This window comes from Mycolicibacterium vinylchloridicum (genome assembly GCF_013404075.1).
GTDB classification, from domain to species: Bacteria; Actinomycetota; Actinomycetes; order Mycobacteriales; family Mycobacteriaceae; genus Mycobacterium; species Mycobacterium vinylchloridicum.
Genome location: NZ_JACBJQ010000079.1, coordinates 1 through 20589 on the forward strand (window position 1 = coordinate 1; position 20589 = coordinate 20589).

Annotated in this window: 20 protein-coding genes and 1 pseudogene; 10 read left to right on the top strand and 11 right to left on the bottom strand. The window is 62.3% G+C overall.

The genetic code is table 11. The features are described from left to right. Positions 1-496: 496 nt before the first annotated feature. Both HPC46_RS31375 and HPC46_RS35300 read right to left on the bottom strand, forming a co-directional pair. Positions 497-1159, bottom strand: coding sequence for a hypothetical protein (locus tag HPC46_RS31375; protein ID WP_325096849.1), 663 nt, complete (start codon positions 1157-1159; stop codon positions 497-499). A gap of 1312 nt (positions 1160-2471) precedes the next feature. Continuing rightward, entirely contained in the window at positions 2472-2762 is a 291-nt protein-coding gene (locus HPC46_RS35300; protein ID WP_233716961.1) for a hypothetical protein, read from the bottom strand. An 87-nt stretch (positions 2763-2849) separates the two neighbouring features. Here HPC46_RS35300 and HPC46_RS36015 point away from each other — a divergent pair, with 87 nt between their 5' ends. Next, positions 2850-3182: a winged helix-turn-helix domain-containing protein gene (locus tag HPC46_RS36015; RefSeq protein ID WP_407665584.1), complete on the top strand. Its 333-nt coding sequence runs from the start codon at positions 2850-2852 to the stop codon at positions 3180-3182. 710 nt (positions 3183-3892) lie between these two features. Further along, positions 3893-4867 (top strand): c-type cytochrome biogenesis protein CcsB, encoded by a 975-nt coding sequence (gene ccsB, locus HPC46_RS31385; protein WP_179475971.1) that lies wholly within the window; start codon positions 3893-3895, stop codon positions 4865-4867. 269 nt (positions 4868-5136) lie between these two features. Here ccsB and HPC46_RS35305 read toward each other — a convergent pair. After that, positions 5137-5314, bottom strand: a pseudogene (locus HPC46_RS35305) (NlpC/P60 family peptidoglycan endopeptidase RipA); the annotation flags it as partial. 59 nt (positions 5315-5373) lie between these two features. Further along, the gene (locus HPC46_RS31390; protein WP_179475986.1) at positions 5374-6204 is read right to left on the bottom strand and encodes a polysaccharide deacetylase family protein; all 831 of its coding nucleotides are present in this window, start codon (positions 6202-6204) and stop codon (positions 5374-5376) included. Positions 6205-6496: 292 nt separating this feature from the next. On the opposite strand from HPC46_RS31390, the gene HPC46_RS31395 reads away from it, so the two are divergent. After that, the gene (locus HPC46_RS31395; protein ID WP_179475972.1) at positions 6497-6913 is read left to right on the top strand and encodes a DUF302 domain-containing protein; all 417 of its coding nucleotides are present in this window, start codon (positions 6497-6499) and stop codon (positions 6911-6913) included. 17 nt (positions 6914-6930) lie between these two features. Here HPC46_RS31395 and HPC46_RS31400 read toward each other — a convergent pair whose 3' ends face one another. From HPC46_RS31400 to lpqS, 4 genes are all read right to left on the bottom strand, one after another. Further along, positions 6931-9276: a heavy metal translocating P-type ATPase gene (locus HPC46_RS31400; RefSeq protein ID WP_179475973.1), complete on the bottom strand. Its 2346-nt coding sequence runs from the start codon at positions 9274-9276 to the stop codon at positions 6931-6933. Between the two features lie 204 nt (positions 9277-9480). After that, positions 9481-10746 carry an MFS transporter gene (locus tag HPC46_RS31405; protein ID WP_179475987.1) on the bottom strand — a complete coding sequence of 422 codons (1266 nt, stop codon included), beginning with the start codon at positions 10744-10746 and terminating at the stop codon, positions 9481-9483. Continuing rightward, positions 10743-11852 (bottom strand): PLP-dependent cysteine synthase family protein, encoded by a 1110-nt coding sequence (locus HPC46_RS31410; protein WP_179475974.1) that lies wholly within the window; start codon positions 11850-11852, stop codon positions 10743-10745. Before HPC46_RS31410 ends, HPC46_RS31405 begins: the two co-directional genes overlap by 4 nt. Positions 11853-11963: 111 nt before the next feature. Further along, the gene (lpqS, locus tag HPC46_RS36060) at positions 11964-12389 is read right to left on the bottom strand and encodes a putative copper homeostasis (lipo)protein LpqS (RefSeq protein ID WP_456320168.1); all 426 of its coding nucleotides are present in this window, start codon (positions 12387-12389) and stop codon (positions 11964-11966) included. 314 nt (positions 12390-12703) lie between these two features. Between lpqS and HPC46_RS31415 the strand changes: the two genes are divergently transcribed. Next, complete coding sequence (locus HPC46_RS31415; RefSeq protein WP_179475975.1) at positions 12704-13969, top strand: L,D-transpeptidase; 1266 nt, start codon at positions 12704-12706, stop codon at positions 13967-13969. Between the two features lie 16 nt (positions 13970-13985). After that, entirely contained in the window at positions 13986-14450 is a 465-nt protein-coding gene (locus tag HPC46_RS31420; protein ID WP_179475976.1) for a hypothetical protein, read from the top strand. 24 nt (positions 14451-14474) lie between these two features. On the opposite strand, the gene HPC46_RS31425 is transcribed toward HPC46_RS31420, so the two are convergent. Beyond that, complete coding sequence (locus HPC46_RS31425) at positions 14475-15080, bottom strand: hypothetical protein (protein ID WP_179475977.1); 606 nt, start codon at positions 15078-15080, stop codon at positions 14475-14477. An 857-nt stretch (positions 15081-15937) separates the two neighbouring features. On the opposite strand from HPC46_RS31425, the gene HPC46_RS31430 reads away from it, so the two are divergent. From HPC46_RS31430 to HPC46_RS31440, 3 genes are all read left to right on the top strand, one after another. Beyond that, positions 15938-16363: a Clp protease N-terminal domain-containing protein gene (locus tag HPC46_RS31430; RefSeq protein WP_179475978.1), complete on the top strand. Its 426-nt coding sequence runs from the start codon at positions 15938-15940 to the stop codon at positions 16361-16363. Between the two features lie 539 nt (positions 16364-16902). Beyond that, positions 16903-17493, top strand: a complete 591-nt coding sequence (locus tag HPC46_RS31435) for a TetR/AcrR family transcriptional regulator (RefSeq protein ID WP_179475979.1) — start codon at positions 16903-16905, stop codon at positions 17491-17493. Between the two features lie 193 nt (positions 17494-17686). Continuing rightward, the gene (locus HPC46_RS31440; protein WP_179475980.1) at positions 17687-18169 is read left to right on the top strand and encodes a DNA-binding protein; all 483 of its coding nucleotides are present in this window, start codon (positions 17687-17689) and stop codon (positions 18167-18169) included. A 31-nt stretch (positions 18170-18200) separates the two neighbouring features. Here the strand turns inward: HPC46_RS31440 and HPC46_RS31445 are convergent, their stop codons facing one another. Then, on the bottom strand, positions 18201-18455 hold the full coding sequence (locus tag HPC46_RS31445) for a hypothetical protein (protein ID WP_179475981.1): 255 nt from the start codon (positions 18453-18455) through the stop codon (positions 18201-18203). 138 nt (positions 18456-18593) lie between these two features. Between HPC46_RS31445 and HPC46_RS31450 the strand changes: the two genes are divergently transcribed. Further along, positions 18594-18902 (top strand): hypothetical protein, encoded by a 309-nt coding sequence (locus HPC46_RS31450; RefSeq protein ID WP_179475982.1) that lies wholly within the window; start codon positions 18594-18596, stop codon positions 18900-18902. Further along, complete coding sequence (locus tag HPC46_RS31455; RefSeq protein WP_179475983.1) at positions 18899-19210, top strand: type II toxin-antitoxin system PemK/MazF family toxin; 312 nt, start codon at positions 18899-18901, stop codon at positions 19208-19210. The genes HPC46_RS31450 and HPC46_RS31455 overlap by 4 nt, the downstream gene beginning before the upstream one ends. 229 nt (positions 19211-19439) lie before the next feature. On the opposite strand, the gene HPC46_RS31460 is transcribed toward HPC46_RS31455, so the two are convergent. After that, a complete protein-coding gene (locus tag HPC46_RS31460) occupies positions 19440-20306 on the bottom strand; it encodes an ATP dependent DNA ligase (RefSeq protein ID WP_233716963.1) in 867 nt (288 codons plus the stop codon). Positions 20307-20589 lie beyond the last annotated feature (283 nt).

A 20589-nucleotide genomic window follows, 5' to 3' on the forward strand; every position in this document is an offset into this window, starting at 1 on the left:
CAGCTCGTCGACGCCCTGCGCCGACACGCTCACCCCGACACCGGCGCCGACACCAAATCTGTCGGTGCCGCCGCCTAGAGTTCATCGTGGATCGTCACCCAAATTCCACGCGACTCGGGACATGCTCGCCCAAGCGGTGGGACGTCTACCTTTCATCCCACCTGCGATCGCTACCACATGACCCGCGTGGCACTAATGCCACTTGGTTACGTTGAACCAGCCATGGATTCGGTCGGTGGGCGCCGTCGGCTGTTCCGCGCGCTACTAATGTACATAGTAGCGTCGCAACAAGCTGCGCCCCGCTGAGCGTTCCTACATGTCAAGACCTAAGCCCCGCATAGATTGGGCTGAACGGCACATGGCGTGGCCCGTAAACCGAGGCCACTGGGATGACGCCCCTCTCCCAATCTACGTCGTGGTGTTGTTGCAGATCCTCAATTAAGCATTGAACACGCAGGAACCAAAATTCAGTCGGCGACAGCCTGGCCGACCTTCGTCATTCCCCTTCAGCGAAATCGTATTTCGCCGGAATGTTCTCGCCAGTACGCGGTACGCCGTACACAATCGCAATCTCGTCGTGAGTGTTGAACAAGAACGCCGCTGGGTCCTGAGCCTGCTGCTTGCCATTGACGAACACACGCAGGACCTTGCCATCGCCCGCGCGTAGTGCGCCAATGTTGTCAGCTGTGAGGCTCACCTGCCACTCCGAGAAGAGCTCGCCGATGCTGAACTGGCGCTTGACCGGGGACTCGATGTGGATCACACCGCTGTCGTCGTGCGTGTGCAGGGGACTGATCCTTCCGCGACGTTGATCAACACCTATGTTGGCCGGCACTGCGACCGGCTGTCCATCGACTAAAACATCGAGGTGTGCGTGGATGTGCTCCTGAGCTCCTTCCTGCGTAAGCATTGGCAAGCCGGCGGCGGCTACGGCGGCGACGGTATCGCCGGGAGCCGGCCAAGGCGGTGAACTGTCCACCCCGACTGCAGTCACCGCGGGTGGATGGTCCAGGCTGGCAGCATCGGTATTGACCTTGCGGCCCCCGGCATGGCGGGTGATCGAAACGATCACCACAACCAGAAGCGCTGCCAACACGACTGCCGATATCGCAATCCAGATCAGACTGCCACCCCGACCGGAGGATCGAACGGCGGCCACGGCCTTACGTCCATCACGCGCAGACTTCTCCGCGACTCGTGTCTTCTCTGACCCCACGGGCATTCTCCATCTCATCTCCGTACTAAGAGCGATAGTAGCGGCAGCATTAGCGCCGACCAGGCTCTTGACGAACGCATTGGGTGACGGGTTGGCGAAGCAACGGTCGCCGCACGCAGGGAACCGGCGGCCGCCTCTGTAGGCTTTGGCCACCCTTTCTCGCCGCGGACACCCGACGTTCCGCCTGGAACTGCCGTCACCCAGTCCCTACTTCGCCGCTTCAAAGCAGCAACGTCTACCGAAAGGAAGTCCGACGAACTTTCCGCCGGCGGAGTGTAATGGCTTTCATTTGGCCCAGACTTCTGGCCTAGCCGGATGGGTGGCGCAATTGGAGCCATTTCCAAGACAGAGTGAGCCCGCGATTGGGGCGTTTATGAGCGGACTCAAAGTATCTCAGGCACCGGTTACAGACGTTGGCCGGTAGCACGCAGAGTTGCTTGGAGTTTCCGCTATCTGGCCTCGCCGGTCTCGTCGCCTACAAATTGGGCGTCAACTTGCTGCTCGGCCCAGCTCGTTGGCTTCGGCCGTGGAGCGCCCGAGCGCAGGCCGCCGGCGGCATTGAAACGGAAGAATGCCAGAAGCGCGACAACTATGAGGATCTATAGGAGAACCATTCCAACCGCCATTCCTGCATACCCCCAACCACTCAAATCATGTCCGTACCAATACATCACGACGATTCTCCTTACTCGACTAGCCAAGGCGGCCCAAGGAAGCCGGCACGCCGGCACCCGATCCAGAGTTCGGGTCACGGATCATCCCTAGAACACACCCACCGCTCCAACAGCATGGGCGGCGAAGAAGCCACCGCGCTACCGCTGGGGAGCCGAAATAACTCACGCTCATGCCCATCCTGCCGCCAAAGAAGATACTTCTCCCACGGTGCACCCGCCGGTTATTCCAAGACGTATGAATTATGTAAAGATTGGCTCAAGATCACCGAAGCAAGGAGCCTCCCGTGGTGGATCTAACGCCGACCGCAAGCTTGGCATCAGTCTTGTCTCGGTGGGGGGTCGCATGCTACGCCCGTTTGTCGAGCGAGAATGGGCTCAATGCATCAAACACAGGCTCAGTGGGAGTCAACTAGCGGGCGCAGCTCGTGCGCCCGCACTCAATGCGCAGCTCGCGTTCAACCTCGCAGAGGCCTAGACGAACGACACGCTCCGACTCAGAGCTACGCTAGTACGTAGTAATCCAGTATTAAGGAGTGGTGGAAAAGCTGAGGGCACCCGCGTCGGCGGCATTGACAGTGACGTTAGTCGGCAACCATGCGTGTTGGATGGAAGCGTTCGTCGACCACTTTCGTCGCGACGAGGTTGAAATCACTTTGGTCCACGATGGCGCTCAGGCGGTCAGTGCCATTGAGAAGAACCAACCTGGACTCGTCATTTTCGACACCGACCACCTCGACGCTCCCCTCCTGGAGGTATGCCGACGCGCCCGTGCTGTCTCCGACGGTCACATCACCATTTATTGCAGCAGTGGCGGCGAATCGGTGGTTATCGCCGGCTTCGCCGCGGGCGCCGATGATGTCCTCATTGGGCATCACAGCAGCCGTGAATTGGCCGCTCGGATACGCGCAGTCGCGCGGAGACGCAAGCGCCCCGCGCCGCATACTAACCGCCGTGGAGAGATGCCGTGGCGGTACATTTGTGGGTCACTCACCATCGACGTGACACGGCGGGAGGTCCGCCTCGCAGGTATTGAGGTGCATCTAACGAGAACTCAATTCGCGATTCTTGTCGAATTGGTCAGGCACGGTGGAGCGGTGACCACACGCGAGGATTTAGCAGAGGCGGTGTGGGGTCCCAAGGACAGAGCGAACCTTGAATCGATCACCATGCATGTCGGACAGTTGCGACGAAAACTAGGCGAGGATGCCGATCGGCCCGCATTTATCCACAGCGTCCGCGGCGTCGGCTATCGCCTCGGACCGTCGGTGAGATCGGTCGAATCAGCGCTTTAATCCGATTGTTCTGCGACACTTATTCGTCGGCATCTACCTTGCGACGGCAGCGGCATGCATACTCGGTCACCAGGTCGACCGACCTCAGTCAATAGGCCCGGCGGTCCGGCAATCGCGGCGAACCAGGACCCGTCCCAAGGCGCAACTCGCCACTAAAATTCCGACGAGAGAACGTCGCGAACAGTTTATAGCCTGGGCAGTCAGGCATTCACCGCAGACCCCATCAGCGCGAGAACGGCGAGGGCCAGGAGACCAGGAGCTGGCCGGATACCCGATCAGCACATCTTGGTAGCCCACAACATGCAGCCTCGCGAGGTGCGCGATCCACGTAAACAAGCGCATCCATCGTGGCAACGGCGGCGGAGTCCCAGCCAGCGATATGTCGCCACGCTGCCGACCGTCAGCCCACGTGTGTTACGCGATTTCTGCGCCACCATGAACATGATGGGCTTGATATGGCGAATCGGACACCCAGTGGGGTTCGATCTTGGACCACTTGCAACGTACTAGTTAACTTAGTACTAAGCTGCACGTAATCTATCTCGACAGGAGCGGGTGATGATAGGACCTGGCCGCGGAGGGCGCGGAGGTTCCTGGACTCGGCCGGCCTGGGCGAACCCGCGCTACGCACGCGGACGCAACCGGTACTTAACCAAGCGTGAGCGCGGCGAGCGTTACATCTTGGCCACCTTAAAAATCAGGGGCAACAAGTGAATTCGGTGTACATCGACATCGGGCTGGCCCGCTATTCGGACTGGGCGTTCACCTCGTCGGTCGTCGTCCTGGTCTTGGCGCTGCTGCTGCTCGCCGTCGACCTCGCCTACAGCCGTGGTCGCAAGGTGGAGGCGCGCGAGCTGGTGTCCGCCGGTGTCGCCGCCGACAGCGACCGCCCCGGCGTCGTCGTCGAAAACCAGAAACGCGCAGTCGATGAACGCATCGGCAAGGCCGGCCTGTCGCTGGTCTACGTCGGCATCGCGCTGCTGTTCGTCTGCATCGTGCTGCGCGGGCTGGCGACAGCCCGCGTGCCGTGGGGCAACATGTACGAGTTCATCAACCTGACGTGCTTCTGCGGTCTGATCGCGGCCTCGATCGTGCTGCGCAAGCCGCAGTACCGCGCGCTGTGGGTTTTCGTACTCGTTCCTGTGCTCATTCTGCTGACGGTCTCGGGCCGCTGGCTCTACACCAACGCCGCGCCGGTGATGCCCGCGCTGCAGTCCTACTGGCTGCCCATCCACGTCTCGGTGGTCAGCCTCGGCTCGGGTGTCTTCCTGGTCGCCGGTGTGGCCAGCATCCTGTTCCTGCTGAAGATGTCGCCGCTGGCCGACCCGGCCCGCGAAGGCCGGCTGGCGCAAATCGTGCAGCGGCTGCCCGACGCACAGACCCTCGACCGAATCGCTTACCGCACCACGATTTTCGCGTTCCCGATCTTCGGCTTCGGCGTCATCTTCGGGGCCATCTGGGCCGAGGAGGCCTGGGGTCGCTACTGGGGTTGGGACCCCAAGGAGACGGTGTCGTTCATCGCGTGGGTGGTCTACGCCGCGTACCTCCATGCACGGTCGACGGCGGGCTGGCGGGACAAGAAAGCGGCCTGGATCAACGTCGTCGGCTTCGTCGCGATGGTCTTCAACCTGTTCTTCATCAACCTGGTGACCGCCGGCCTGCACTCGTACGCCGGAGTTCTGTAGTGCAGATGGCGCCACAACGTTGTCCACCTCCGCCCTGCGTCAGCACGTTAAGGCCTTAAGTCCCGTGATCTTCCGGATTCGTTCGTCTCATCTGTTGCACACTTTCGCCGAGCTGCGCTCGCCTACCCTCAGCCTCGTTTGACGGACCCTCGGTGATCCCTAACCAGCATGCGCAGGACTCCCTCAAGCACGTCAGAACCTGCCTTCATACACACGTGGCGCCATGGTTGTGGCCGACATAGGACTGACGCCGCGTTGCCTGATCGCCTTCAGCGCCGCAAATTCTTGATTAACCGAGTGACGTACGGCGTCATCTCGCTCGTTCGCACCGGCCAAACCATCACTGACGAACCAGGATAGGGACACTCAGCGGTCGGCGTTGTACTGACTACCGGAATAGTCCGGCAGTTTCATCCCCACGTCGGCGTAGCCATTCAGGATGTGTCCCAGAGCGGTCGGACTACTGAGTTAGTCCGTACCGGTGTCCAGCTGTCTGCTGCAATCCGCTACTGGGCCGGCGGGCCGCCGGGGCTTTGGTTGGGAATATCGGTGATGGGAAGGTTGGGTGCCGGTTTCGGTGATGGAGTACCTGGCAGGGACGGGATCCGGCTGGCGGGGATGTCGACGATGTCGTTGATGGGCGGGCCGTTGTCGCGGCCTCCATAGCTACTACCGGGCGTGCGCGGGCCAAGTAGGTGAGTCACGGTCACCATGTGGTACCCGTTGGCGATCAGCACCGGCAGGAACTGATAGACCACGTCGACGGTGCTGGAGTAGGTGTCGTGCAGCAGAACCACAGAGCCGGGTTTGATCTGAGTTTTCAACATGTAGACCGTGGCTGCGGTGTTTGCATCGTTGATCCAGTCGAAAGGGATTACGTCCCAGAGAATCTCTGCCAGACCTTGCTGGGCGGCTGATGCGCGGACCGAGTCTGAGGACAACCCGCCCGCCGGGCGGTAGATCTGTGGCGGGCGTCCGGTGGCCGCGGCGATCGCCTGAGTTCCCTTACTGAGTTGAGAGGCTATGTCCCCCAGAGGAATGGTGCTCATGTTTGGGTGTTCCCAGGTGTGATTGCCAATTTCCATGCCGGCATCGGCGATCCGTCGGGCGGCGGCTGGATCGGCGGCGACCTTGTTGCCAATCAAGAAGAATGTTGCTTTGGCGCTGTACGACTGAAGGACATGTAGCAGGCGGTCGGTGAAGGGCGTGGGGCCGTCGTCAAAGGTAAGGGCGACGCACTTAACCTGATTACAGTCGACGTGATCAGGGTCGTCGGCCTGGCGCTGGCGCGCGGCGAGCACCATCGTCGCGCTGACACCGATCACCACCGCCAGCATGGCAGCTATCGGCCAACGCAGCCGCGCACCGCGCAGAACGATGGGCACGACACCTCCAGCCGGTATTCGCATCTTCACACCGTGAGAGCGGCGACTGACCGTCACGGCCTTCACGAGGTCATGATGCTATCGCCTCGGCCTGTGAGATGGCTTCAAAGGTCCAGCTACATACGTATCTCCTGCGGAGAAAGCGCTCACTCCCGCGGACAGGAGGTTTAGTCGTAGTGTGAAAGCCAGCCACTCACACCTGCCGAGCGGGTCAGAGTGCCACGTTGAGATGGAAGGATGTCAAATGTCGATCGCTATCTCTACCGCGCTGGAGTCCTCGTTCTCCGATGCGGTCGCTCGCACGCGCGCAGCGCTGGCCAGCCAGGGCTTCGGGGTCCTTGCCGAGATCGACATGAGGGCGACGCTGAAGACGAAACTCGGCGAGGACATGGAGGACTACCTGATTCTCGGCGCGTGCAATCCGCCGCTGGCCCATCGTGCGGTCGATATCGATCGCCAGATCGGGCTGCTATTGCCGTGCAACGTCGTTGTGCGCACTGACCCAGCCGAGGAGGGCCGGGTGCTTGTGGAAGCGATGGATCCGCAACTTCTGGTCCAAGTGACCGATGAGAAGCGGTTGCAGGAGGTCGCCGATGAGGTTGCCACCAAGCTGCGTGCTGCAATCGATTCGGTGAGCGCTGCCTCGATCGAGCTGGCGTAGCGCTCGCCTGCACTCGATCAAGGGGTGGGCTGCCGAGGCGGCGACGGCAGCTTGAGTCTTTTGAGCATCAGGGCGTTGACCGCGACGATCAGACTGGACCCCGACATCGACAGCGCGGCGATCTCGGGACGGAGCACCAAACCGAAGGCGGGTTCGAATACCCCTGCAGCGATCGGCAACGCGATCACGTTGTAACCCACCGCCCAGCCAAGGTTCTGGCGCATCTTACGCACGGTGCCTCGCCCGATCCGCAACGCGATAGGGATGTCAAGCGGATCTGATCGCATCAGGACCACGTCCGCCGTCTCGATCGCAACATCGGTGCCTGCACCGATCGCCACCCCGAGGTCGGCCTGAGCCAGAGCCGGTGCGTCGTTGACCCCGTCGCCGACCATGGCTGTCTTGACGCCTTGCTGCTGGAGTTCATCGATCTTGGCGGCCTTCTCCCCCGGCAACACTTCGGCGATGACGGTGTCGATGCCCAACTGGCCCGCGATCCTGGCCGCGGTGGCTTCGTTGTCACCGCTGAGCATCACCACCCGCGCACCCAAGTCGTGCAGCTCTCGGACAGCGTCGGCCGAGGTTTCGCGGGCCGCGTCTGCCAGCGCGATGACGGCGACGCCGCGGCCGTCTACGGCCACCAGGACTGCGGTGCGCCCGCTGGAGGCGAATTCGTCACGGCGACGCATCAACGCTGGGGAGAACTCGACTTTCTCCTCGACCATGAGCTTGCGGTTTCCGATCGCTACCTGGCGGCCGGCGACGGTGGCGGTGGCGCCGTGACCGGGAATGTTGCGGAAATCAGTCAGCCCTGCGGGACTGATTGTCTGCTCGCGGGCGTAACGCACGATGGCCTCGGCCAGAGGGTGTTCGGACTGGGTCTCTACCGCTGACACCAGCGCCAGCAGCTCGGTGCGGTCCATCCCTTCGGCGACAAAATCGGTGACCTCCGGCTCGCCCTTGGTGAGCGTTCCGGTCTTGTCCATCACGACGGTGTCGATGCGCGCCGAGGTCTCTAGAGCGGTGGCATTTTTGAACAGCACCCCGCGTTTGGCGCCCAGTCCGGTTCCGACCATGATCGCCGTCGGGGTGGCCAGCCCCAGAGCGTCCGGACAGGTGATGACCACGACGGTGATAGCGAACAACAGCGCAGTTTGGATCCCCGCACCCACGGCCCACCACACGACGAAAGTGACCGTGCCGCCGATGAGCGCCACTAACACCAGCCAAAATGCGGCTTTGTCGGCGAGTCGCTGACCGGGCGCTTTCGAGTTCTGCGCCTCCTGAACCATCGCGACGATTTGGGCCAGCGCAGTATCGGAGCCAACTTTTGTCGCGCGTACCCGTAGCGTGCCGGTCGTGTTGATCGAAGCCCCAATCACGCTGTCTCCAACAGCTTTCGAAACCGGCAGACTCTCGCCGGTGACCATCGACTCGTCAATCTCGGAGCTGCCCTCCTCGACGACGCCGTCGACGGGGATCTTGGCGCCGGGCCGGATCAACAGCAGATCACCGCTGACAACCTCGGCGGTGGGGACTTCGACCAACTCGTCGCCGCGGACCACCACAGCCAGCGGCGGGGCCAGCTCAAGCAGAGTGCGGATCGCCTCATTGGCCCCGCCTCGCGCACGCATCTCGAACCAATGGCCCAGCAGCACAAAGGTTGTCAAGACTGCAGCAGCTTCGTAGAACACCTCGCCGCCACCGGTCAAGGTGATAGCGACGCTGTAGAGCCAGCCTGCACCCACCGCAACAGCGACCAGGACCATCATGTCCAGCGTCCGCGCCCGCAATGCGCGCCACGCCCCGTCGAAGAAGATCCAGGCCGAATAGAACACAACCGGCAAGCTCAACAACAGCGTGAAGACATCGTCGCGAAGCCCAAACGGGGCCGGCACGCCGAATCCGAACATGTCGCGTCCCATCGGCGACCACAGCATGATCGGTATCGACAACACCAACGCGACCAGAAAGCGGTTGCGCATGTCCCGGACCATGGCGTCCATCGACATGCCGCCATGGCCTCCATGGCCCATGACCTCTTCCGGAGGATGCCCAGTGTCCCCGTGGCCGTGCTGGTGAGCGCCTTCATCGGCGTGGGTCGCCGGGGCTGAATCCGACATCGGCTCGCAGAGATGGTTTGGCACCGAGCGCCCTGCGCAGTGGTACCCGCATTCTTGGATCCATTTTGCGAGCTCAGCCACTGACGTCACGGTCGAGTCGAAGGTCACCGTCGCGGTCTGGTTGAGGGCGTTGGCGTGCACGGCTGACACCCCCGGGCGGCGCATGAGTGCTGATTCCACCACCGATCCCGAGGTGGCCCACTGCAACCCATGGACATCGAGCACCGTTGTGGTGGTCATCGGATCCTCTCCTCTAAACCGCGTCGGCTCGGGCCGGTGGCTGCCAAAGCATGGGCTGCGGACTGCGACGCTAGCCGTCGTCGTGGCCCACACCGAGGTTCAATCTGCCTGATACCGGTATGGCGGAGGTATGCCTTCGATAAAGATTTGACGAAGGAGGTGATACGCGGTTTGTCAGAGCCAGGAGCTCGCCTCTCCGGCTGTCTAGGTGGCCGTGCCAACTGACATGCGGGAGACGGGTGGCTGTAGCCGTCCGGCGCGGTCAAGCCAATACAGGGCCGTAGCTGCTGCTGCGCCGACGGCGATCAGCACAACCCACGTAAGCGCGGGCGTTGCCATCGCGGCGGCGGTCTGCATGAGTGTTCCGGTGGCAAGGTTGCCCGCAAGAATGCCCACTCCGACGATGGTGTTGTAGAACCCGTAGTGCGTGCCGACGAGTCGGCCACCGGCGAGCGATACGACGGTATCCATCTCGAACGGAAACACAGCAGCTGAACCGATCGCCAATATTGCGGCACCCACTAAGAGTGCGCCGACCGCTGCGATACGACCCGCTCGGTTAGCGTCGGGCAGTGCCGCCAAGGGCAGGAATGCAACAGTGAGGATTGCCACGCCGACCACGAGCGAACGTCCCGGGCCCCACCGTTGGGCGAACCATCGCGTGATCTTGAGTTGGCCGATAACTGCAACCAAACCGGAGATGACGAATACGCCCGCGACTAGGGCGGATTCAGACTCCGGAGCAAGGTGCTTCGCCTGAAGCGGGATCGCCAGGTAAACCTGGAAGGACAATACATACGAGCCAACCATCGCCCCCGCAAACAACATGAAGGAGCGGTTGCCCAACACTGTTCGCCAGTCGCCAAGTATCGAGGCACCTTCTGTCGTTGGAGTCGAATTGCGCTGCGGCAGTGCGAACAATTGCGCGACCGTCAGCACCGCAAAGATGGCCGCTGCAACTGCCGCACCGACCCTGAAATCGACTGCCATTAACGCCAAGCCGACTAGCGGACCGGCGAGGATACCGCCCTGGTAGAAAACGTTGAACAGCGCGAAGGCTTCGACGCGTCGATCGACGGCGTCGGCCGCGAGATATGCGCGTACCGCCGGGTTGAACAAAGCCCCTGCGAAACCTGTTGTTGCCGAGGCTATTAACAGTGCAGGAAGCGAATCAGCAAAGACCAACAGTCCGAAACCAGCAGTGCGCAAGAGACAGCCGCCGACAATGAGCTGCTTGTAGCCTATTCGGTCCGCCAAGGTGCCACCGACGATGAACATGCCCTGCTGAGAGAAGTTGCGTACTCCAAGCACCAAGCCGATCGCCCATGCGGCAAGCCCGAGAGGTCCGGCCAAATATCCGGCAAGGTAGGGCATCAGCAGATAGAAGCCGAGGTTGATGCCGAACTGGTTGATCATCAGCAGCCGGCTTGGCCATCCGAAGCTGCGGAACTCGGTGACGAAACCCCTCATCGCAACGCCCCAATCGGGTCGATCACCGTGGTACAGCGAGTCCATGACGACACCACCTGGTGTGCGGGGTCCTCGATAACCGCCGGCCGAGTCGGAGGCATGACACCGAGCACGCCGTGCTCTCGGCAGAATTCATCGTTGTAGACGGTGTCGAAGTACCGCTGCGGGCCGTCGGGAAAAATTGCGGCCACCGTCGCGCCAGCGGGATATTTCTCGGCCGCCCATCCGGCGACGAGCGCGACGGCGCCGACACTCCATCCGCCGCTGGCAAAATGCGTGGCGGCGAGCGTGCGACATGCCCATACCGCCTCGCCCGGCGCTACCCAATGGACCTCGTCAAAGGCCTTGTAGTCGACATTGCCCGGGTAAATGCTGGAACCAAGCCCGCGCATCAGTCGCGTGGTGGCTGGCTGGCCGAAGATCGTGGAGCCCACCGTGTCGACGCCGATCAACTTCATAGTCGGGTTCGATTCCCTCAAAACCCTTGCCACACCAGCTGAGTGACCTCCGGTACCAACAGAGCACACCAGCACGTCGATGTGACCGAGCTGCGCGCGCAATTCCAGGGCGAGGCCACGATACGCGTCGACGTTGTCGGGATTATTGTACTGATCGGGATACCAGGCATTCTCCTCGGCGGCGAGAATCTGTTTGACCCGGTCGCGTCGGGCTTGCTGCCACCCGCCTTCGGGATGCGGTTCGGTCACGAGGTCGACCTCAGCGCCGTAAGCCGCAAGCATTCGCCGGATAATCGGCTCCATTCCCGGATCAGCAACGAGCGAGACGGGATGTCCGTAGACAGTGCCTGCGAATGCCAGACCTAGTCCCAGCGTGCCACTTGTCGATTCGACTATTCGGCCGCCTGGTCGCAGGGAGCCCCCGGCACGTGCTCGTTCGACCATATACATGGCCGGGCGGTCCTTCATCCCGCCAGGATTGAACCCTTCGAGTTTGGCCCAGAAGCCGCACCCGGCCGAGGTGAATGGTGCAGAGATGCGCAGCACCGGGGTGTCGCCGACCATGGTGCTCGGCCGTTCACAACGGGCGAGACCTCTGTCCCGGGGCGAACGGGAGTCGAGACTATGAATGGATTGGACATGTTTCATCGGGATTCATCGCTTTGCGTAATGCCGCGACGGGTCGCCACGCGGCAGCTGAACACGGGCAGCAATCACCGACCGCACCACCACAAGGCGGCAGGGTCTGGCGCTACCGGATCAGCGCCGCGAGATGCAATGCCGAGTGAGCAACACCCGGCCTGACGAAATCGGTGATCTCGACCGCGGCGGGCCGCGAACAACCGTCCGCCGTGAGTGGCGCCAGATCAGCAAGACCATCGCGACAATCGCGACCAGCCCCCAAGCGACCAAGGCCGTGGATGGGCGCGGCAGAATCGCCTCAGCGACAGTGTCGGGCGCCAATGACGTCGAGGCGTCGCTGCTATGCGGATGGTCGAGAAGTACCGAGGTGTCGGCGATCAGCGCGGAAGACAGTGCGTGGTGTGCGTGGTGCCCGTGCGCCGCGGCTATGTCGTTCAACGGCGGGGGCGCCATCTCCGTAGCTACTACGACGACCCAAAAAGACAGCGCTAGCGCAATAATGGCGCGGCTTCGCGTCCAGAAGATGGTGTTGGTGTAGCTCACGATGCGCCCGAGTCTAACAGCGGCTAGGCGTTCCGAGTCCCTCAGCAACGACTTGACGCTATCTCGTTATCCCGTTGCGAGAGGTCTGTAGCCAGCGGCGCGTTACGGCGCACCATCCACGCACGACAATCGATCTATTGCACTACAAGGTGATCAATCCGGATTCAACATATCCGGGACGTGATGGGACCCAAATCCGCGCCGCGCCGGGCATCCGACACCGTCGCAGCGCAGCAACCGTCGATATCTGGCATTTACTATGTACGTACATAGGCAGGTTAGCGAATGTCCACCACTACCATGGAGACGATGCCATGCCCGTCGTCCTTCGGCGGTTCGGTCTAGTTGCCGCCGGACTAACGGTGCTAATAGTCGTGGTCGCCTCCGCTTCGCGGCCCATTGACTGCCCTGGGGCTGATTGCAGGTCTGGAGCGCAAGCGGCCTTACCCTCGATCGATAGCTCACCCGTTGCGTCGATGCCTGTCATGCTCGCCATGTCACCTGGTCCCGACGCGCGCGACATCGATCCACTTGCCGCCGTCACCGTCTCCGCTACCAGCGGAACACTGGAGATGGTCACGATGGTCAATGACACCGGCAGCGTGATCGAGGGCGTAATGACGCCGGACAATACGCTGTGGAAACCCACCGTCCCTCTGGGTTTCGGCCGCACATATAGCGTGACTGCCACAGGCCGAGGCACCGACGGCATGAGCCGGGGCTTGGAATCGTCGTTCACCACCCTGGTGCCCGGTAACCAGGCGGCAGTCCGATTGACCACCACCGGCAACACGGGGCTGATCCACGGCGGCGTCTACGGAGTCGGCACCGTCATTGTTGCTCGGTTCGATGAGGCCATCGCTGATCGCAGCGCCGCAGAACGGGTCCTGAAAGTTTCCACTGACCCACCCGCAATCGGTGGCTGGAATTGGGTTGATGATCAGACGGCGCACTGGCGTCCCCAGCACTACTACACCCCCGGGACCGAGGTGACGGTGGAGGCCAACATCTACGGGGTCGAGCTTGGACAGGATCTCTACGGACAAGCAGATAGCAGCGTTAGCTTCCGCATTGGTGACGCCCATGTCTCAATCGCGGACGACCGCACCAAACAAGTGAGCGTGTATGAGAACGGAAAACTCTTACGCACCATGCCCACATCGATGGGCATGGGTGGCAGCGAAACGGTCAATGGACGCACGATCAGCTTCTGGACCCAACCAGGGGTCTATACCGTCCTGGACAAGGCTAACCCCGTGATCATGGACTCCTCGACCTACGGCCTACCGATCAACTCCCGACTCGGCTACCGCGAAACGATCTACTACGCAACACGCATCAGCACCGACGGCATCTATCTACACCAGCTGGAAGACACCGTCTGGGCCCAGGGCAACACGAACGTGTCACACGGATGCTTGAACCTCAACGCCGAAAATGCCCGCTGGTTCTACGATTTCTCGCTACCGGGAGACGTCGTCGAAGTCCGCAACACCGGTGGCGCCCCACTCGAGCTGTGGCAGAACGGAGATTGGGGCGTGCCCTGGCCGCAATGGCTGGCAGGCAGCGCACTGACGTGAATCAAGGGGCTGGAAGATGACGGACCGCAACAGCGCTGATCGCCATGCACGGCGGCGCCGATTCTTCGTGGTCGCCGCTCTAGTCGCGGCGGGTGCCCTGATCGTCGCGATCGCCATCACCACCGATGTGCTTCGCCTGGGCAAACCTGGCGAGACTTCCGCCTCACCCGAGCAATTGGCTGCCGGTCGTTGTCAATCCGAAGTGCTGAAGCGGCTGGTGTCGGCGTCGACTGCCCATCTTTCGGACATACGGACCGAGACAGCAGATCTCGACGTTGACGGCAAAGATCAGTTTCCCTTGACCCTGGAAGAGCCGCTCAAAGGGGTCGATCAATCCCGTATCACCGTGTTGAACGTTTCCGGTGTGGTGAATGCACCCACAGAGGTCGGCACCACGCTTCAGGACCACTTCGACTGCCGGGCATACTTCGTCGACGCGTCGCTGGTGCACACACTCGTGCTCTTCGAGCACGAACACTAGCAGGACTGACCGGAGCTTACGGCGTCAGTCGACGTGGCTGTGCTGATGTCCGTCGACCTCGGCCCGTCTGGGAGAGCCTGCTTGGTGATGATCCCCTTCGGTGGTGAGGCCCATGTCGATCACGGTCCCAGACTCGACGGGCACTGGCGAGGGAGCGGGAACAACGGCGCGATCGGGCGGTGCGAGAGGTTCGGCGGGGTGGTGATGACCCTCCGTATTCGTGGCGTGCGCCTGAAGCTGCTCAGCATCGGCTTCCGTCGCATCACCGTGGTGATGGTGATGACCTTGAAGGCTAGACGCGAGGCCAACCGTGACCGCCCCCGCCATCACAGCGTTGGCACCCAACAGCACAAAGGCTCGTCCGAAGCCCGAGACCTCCTGTGCCCGGTAGTGACGAAACAAGGCCCAGCCTGCGCCCATGACTACGTAGCACTGCAGTAGAAGGACGCTGATGCCGGCCGCTTCCACGGCTTCGGGCTCGCCCGCGTTGGGACCAACTGGTGCGCCCGCAGTTCTGGACATCACCCACAACGCGGCCGCCCCGGCATTACCCGCAATTCCGACAGCAAGGATCAACCGCATCGGGCGTGACCAGGTGAGGTATCCCCAAATCAGTTGGAACACAGCCATCGACGCGAAGAAAACCCCCGATGGCAACCAGTCTGTCCAGTGCATCGGAGCCACGGCGAAGTGGAGGATCGCCGCACCGATGGACGCGACTGCCGCGCACCGGGCAGCAAGTCGACTATCGGTCTTAGATGTCTGCTGGGATACCACACTTCGACACTGACAGTTGACGGCAATCCGAACGAGCAGCGATGTATAACGTTCGGATGCCAAATCGGACACTGCAATCGTTGTCGAGCGGATTCTGAGCGTGTTCGTTCCGCGCGGCAGGGGCGCTCGCGCGTGTGGTTACGGTTTCAAGCGATCTCGAACTTCATGACATTGCATTCGAACACATTCAGTGTGTACCGCGCCCAGACGCAGTAGCCCGTGCCAGGTCGGCTGTCGACATGCCTTGCCGGAAGGACCGACGGAGCTGCTGAGATTGAATTCTGTCCCCGCCAGTAGCTGACGAGTGACAACTTCATTGAGACCGACATTCCAGTGCTGGGAAGCCATCTCGGCGACCGGTGAAGCGTCAGCAAACACACGCCACGCGCAATATCGGGAACGTTCAGCAGGCACCGAGGTTCACTGGCGGAGTTCTTCTTCTCGGGGTGTAACCGGTGGGATCGGCTGATGTCCTGCCGACCGAATGCACAAGTCATGGTGAATCTTGTTGAGGGACTGAACATTCCGTCGGTCGTGAAGCTGTTGATGATCCGGCGCGCCCGCGAGTGTGTGCGGTCAGAAATCGCTCGCGGCGGTTTTGCTTGCACAGGTTGACTTCTACCGCTATAAATGCCGCGTGAGTAAAACAATACGGCGATATTGGTAGGGGCGGTCCGATGGTCGCGGGGGCGCCCCCACTCGAGGGGGATATGAGTATCGGCCGGCTTGCTGATGCCCTGCGATCGCTCGACGGCGACGGCAGAAGGGTGGTCACCGTCGCTCACGACGAGGCCTACCGATACATCGGCGGATTTCTGTCGTCGGCGCACCTGCTCCTCGGGCTTCTTGCAGTGAACCCCTCGGCAGTCACCGCCCCGGTCTCCGACGATTTCCGGGCGCCCGAGACCATTCGATGCCAGCTCGAGCTGTACCTAGGGCCGGCGCGCTTCCCGGCCCGGCCCATTCATCTGGCCTACACCCCACACGCGCGCGGAATTTTGATCCGCGCGGCCGCCTTGGCGTCTCACGACGGCCCAGCCGGCGTGACGACGCCGGAGCATCTGTGGTCGGCGCTAAAAGCAGCCACCGGCTCGCTTGCTGCGCGCTGTCTCGCCGCAGTGCACCTGCTCGGGTAGACACGTGCAAGGACCGTCGAAACTATGGGATACCAAGCGCGCGGCGGCCGGCGACGATGCAGGGACGCATAATCGGCTCTGGCACTGGCCCTCCCGCAACGGTCCGGTGCTGGACGGCGTGCGCTGAGTCAGGGCCGCCGCGCAAGGATGCATCGGGCCATTTGTCCAGCCCGTCTCGGTTTCGATGTGTGAAAGGCTCGTCCAGCGAGGTAGCTGCGCTTCGTTGACGTCGACATATCCGATCCCCGGGTTCGCTTGTGCTCGTTGATGATTGGGTGACTGTCGGCGCGCTGCACGCCCGATCGTGAAATTTGCAGACGGTAGCCAGTGTGGAATGATGCTTGCGGATCGAGTTCAGGGCCCGCCGATGGCGCCGACCAAGAAGCAATCGAAGCACCCCGTCTCCAAGCTTTCGGGCGGTGGTGCGCGCCTCAGGCTTAACTGAGAGGGTGAGTTGCCCAGCTGTGGGCCGATCGATGAATCGAGGCCGCCTGCCACAATAATCGGTCGCGCTGGAGACTTAGGAGAAGCTGGGAAACGTGACGTCAGCACATCCACGTGGCGGCCGTCGGCGAGCAGCGATCATCCAGGCTGCCTTGGAGGTGTTCGCCTCCCGCGGCTGCGCCGATGCGACGTTTCAGAGCATCGCCCAGACAGCAGGGGTCTCGGTTGGTGCCATACAGCATCATTTCGGCTCTAAAGAACGGCTGGTCGAAGCCGTGGATTCCTATGTGCTGCAGATGATCGCTGCGGTTATGTCCCAACCCGAGCCCGGCGGACCGGCTGAGGTTGGTCAGCGTGTCCGGGTGCTCTTCGATGCCCATCTACCCGTGCTGGATTACATAGCCCGCCAGTTAGTCGACGACGGCCCTGTCGGTCGCGCCGTCTTCGATGCGATGGCCGCCGCCGGTGTTCAACGCTGGGAGCACCTCGCCGAAAGCGGGGCCACACCCCAAGGGCTCGACACCGAGTGGGCCGGCCTCAATCCGCTCGTCCTGGTCTTAGGCGCCATCATTCTCCGCCGCCACCTCGACCGACGCTGGCCGGAGGGATTCGCCACCGACAGCCAGCTGAGCCGGTGGGAACGGGCGATGAACATGCTCATCAGCCACGGCCAGCTCAAGCACTAAGCACCCAACAAAAGAACGGTATGGGTTTCGTATCGCCTCATGACCAGTACGACGGAAAAGCGCATGTCTTCCTGTTATGTTTCGCTGTGACGACGCTGCTGCTTTGTGGGCCGAATACAGCCGGCGCCAAAACGCGCACCACCACGCACGACTGCCCCACGTACGAGCGGACAGACAAAGGCGGAGAACGTTGGTGAGTGATGCCGAACTCGCGAAACTGTCGGAAGCCGCCGACGTGTGCGGGATTCCGGCGGACGTCCTCAAAATGATGGCCGCTGACGGGTTACTTCCCCAGACCGTGCGCGGCAAGGCAGGGCACGTCTACTTTCCCCGCAATGCGATTCCCACCTGGACCGAATGCGTCGACCTACTGCGAGACCAGCGCGATCGACACCTACGTAGAGCGGCGTCGGCGCTGCGCCGGCTGGAAACCGAGTTGGAAGCGGTTCGCAACGACATCACCGAGGCCCGGGAATATCCGCATCAGACCCTTGGCATCGATCTGATGAGCTTCGGTCACTGGCCCTATGACCGCATGGCGTCATCTCTGCGCGGGCAACCACTCATTACCGGCGTCCTGGAGCAGTTCACCACCGAGCGGATGGCCGTCACTCGCTACCACGACGCTTACCTCGACGCCTTGACTTCACAGGGCCGCCAGGCTCGCGACGACTGACCCCCGCCAAGTCGTCAACCCTGACGGCAACTCAGTGCGCAGCAGGGATCAACGTGCCGTCAGCACCGGTCGCGTATCCGGTCGGCGGCGAAAGTGGAAGCGGCACAACCACTCCCCCGTGCGCGGCAGCGTACGTGGCCGCCTCCTCGGCCTCCTCGTCGGTGAAGACCCGTACCCCGGCAGGCTGGCCAGGAACCCGCACCAAGAGCGTGAAGTCCGCGACTCGCGCATCACCGGCTCGCTTGCGCGGGTGCCTGACGGGCAAGCCGCCAACGTCGTCACTCATCGGGCCATTGTCCCCGCGGTGACAGACAACCCGAAGGGGTGTGCGGCGCGCGACACCGGCCCCACAGAAAGCCGCGCCAGACGCAAGCGCATATCCTGCGCTGACAAATACACCGAATACCGGTGTACGATCTACATCATGAGTAAGCGCGTGAGTCTGATCCTGGGCGATTCGGAAGAGGCCGCGATCGGCCCCTACCTCGACCCGGAGTCACCGGCCTTCGAGGTGCTGCGTCATTGGGCCAGTCAGCACGACGTTGCCGATGACATCAAGTCGGAGGCGGCGGCACTGCGCGCACTGCTGCAAGCCGGAGCCGAGGCCCTCAAGGATCTCGTTCTGGACGTCGGCTATGCCCAGCTGGCCACGGAGTTCAACGCCGAACCTTCCAGCACCGAACGACGGTCTGCGCGTGAGCGCTACGCGCGCCGGACCGAGGGGCGTGAATGAGTCGCGCGCTGCGCAGTCAGGTGTACCGGGTAAATCTCGGGCACGGCGCCAAACCGTGGGTGATCCTCAGCAACAACTCGCGCAACAGGAATCTGGATACTGTTCTGGCAGCCCGTATTACAACCACCAGTAAGCATGCGCACGTGCCCACCGTCGTGCCGTTGACCGCCACGGACCCCTTGGTGGGCTTCGTCCTGGTCGACGACATCGTGCAGTTGTTCCACGACGAGCTGACCGAATCGCTGGGCACCTTGTCGCCACCGACCATGACGGAGATCAGCAGGGCGCTTCGGATCGCCTTGCCCTGAGGACAAGTGATGAGACATGGTGAGAGGCAACAACTACAGCGCAGCACGGTGAAAACTCCGCCCTCGCGCGTCCAGCACCACACCGCACCCCGCATCGTCGCAGGACCGCCGCCCGCGGTGCCCGTCATGCGGGCCCGGCTACGTCGTTCATCGTGGCGTGCAGCGATGCTTCACCCTGTAAGGAGAGCCCCGTCGCCGCATCGGATCGACCGCACAGGAGACAACCCGCTCACTGAAGAATCGTCGTCGACGAATCCGGCGGCAGACGAACGGAACTGATAGCACTGTCGCGCAACCCCTTCCAGCTGGTGTGGCGTAGCCAATGCCCAGGCACGTATTCCCGGTAGGCCACCTCACCCACGTAGTGCGGGGCTACCCAGCGCACACCCGCAGCTTCCACCGGCACTGTCAGCGGTGAGCGTGGCCGGACGATCGGATCGAGCAGGCTGAAAAGATGACGGCGCATCGACGCGCTGAACCCGGTGCCTACCTGGCCCACCGCGACGAGTCGACCGTCGTCATCATGGCCGGCGACCAGCAAGGAGCCGATAGCGCTGCGCCCGCCCGGGCCTCCAGCACACCAGAAGCCGGCGATGACGAGTTCTGCGGTCAGCCGCACGGGGACTTTCGTCCATAACCCCGACCGTCCGGAGACATACGGCGAATCAACAGGTTTCACGACGATGCCCTCCAGTCCGTGAGTGGCGGCGACCGCCAACATCTCGACCGGAGAAACGCCGACGAATGCTTTGGGAACGGTGAGGACGCGAGACTGTTCCGTCGCCGCGACGCTGTCGAGCACCTGGCGGCGCTCGATCCACGGGCTGTCAGTCAGCCTCTGCCGCTCCAGCTCGACGATATCGAAGGCCATGAGGCGCACCGGAACGTCGCGCAGGAGCGCCAAGGACGGCCGGCGCTGCTGGGGCCAACGCTGCTGCAAGCGGGTGAACGACGGCCGGCCCTGGGCATCCAGTGCGACGATCTCGCCATCCAGGATGAGCGACCGCCGGCCGACCGCATCCGCCACGCTGGCCAGCTCGGGGAACGTCCGGGTGATGTTCTCTTGGGCGTTGATAGGTGTTGCAGCTAGTTGCAAGCGACACGGCGCAGATGTGCTTGGAAGTGGTTCTCCGGGGGTGTTGAGTCTGTCGTAATCGTCGTGCGATCGTTGATGGAGCGCGTATGCGTGCATTTCTCGTTCGGATGCCATCTGGTGACCGCTACTGGACTGTGGTGGATGACCAGTACGAGGTGTGGTTCCCCCGAAATCGTGGAGGGTTTCCTATGCCGCTTCGGGCTTGGTCTTGGATTCCCTGATCTCGTAGTTGACGGGCGATAGCCCGTCGGCGGCACTGTGGCGGCGTTGGTGATTGTAGAAG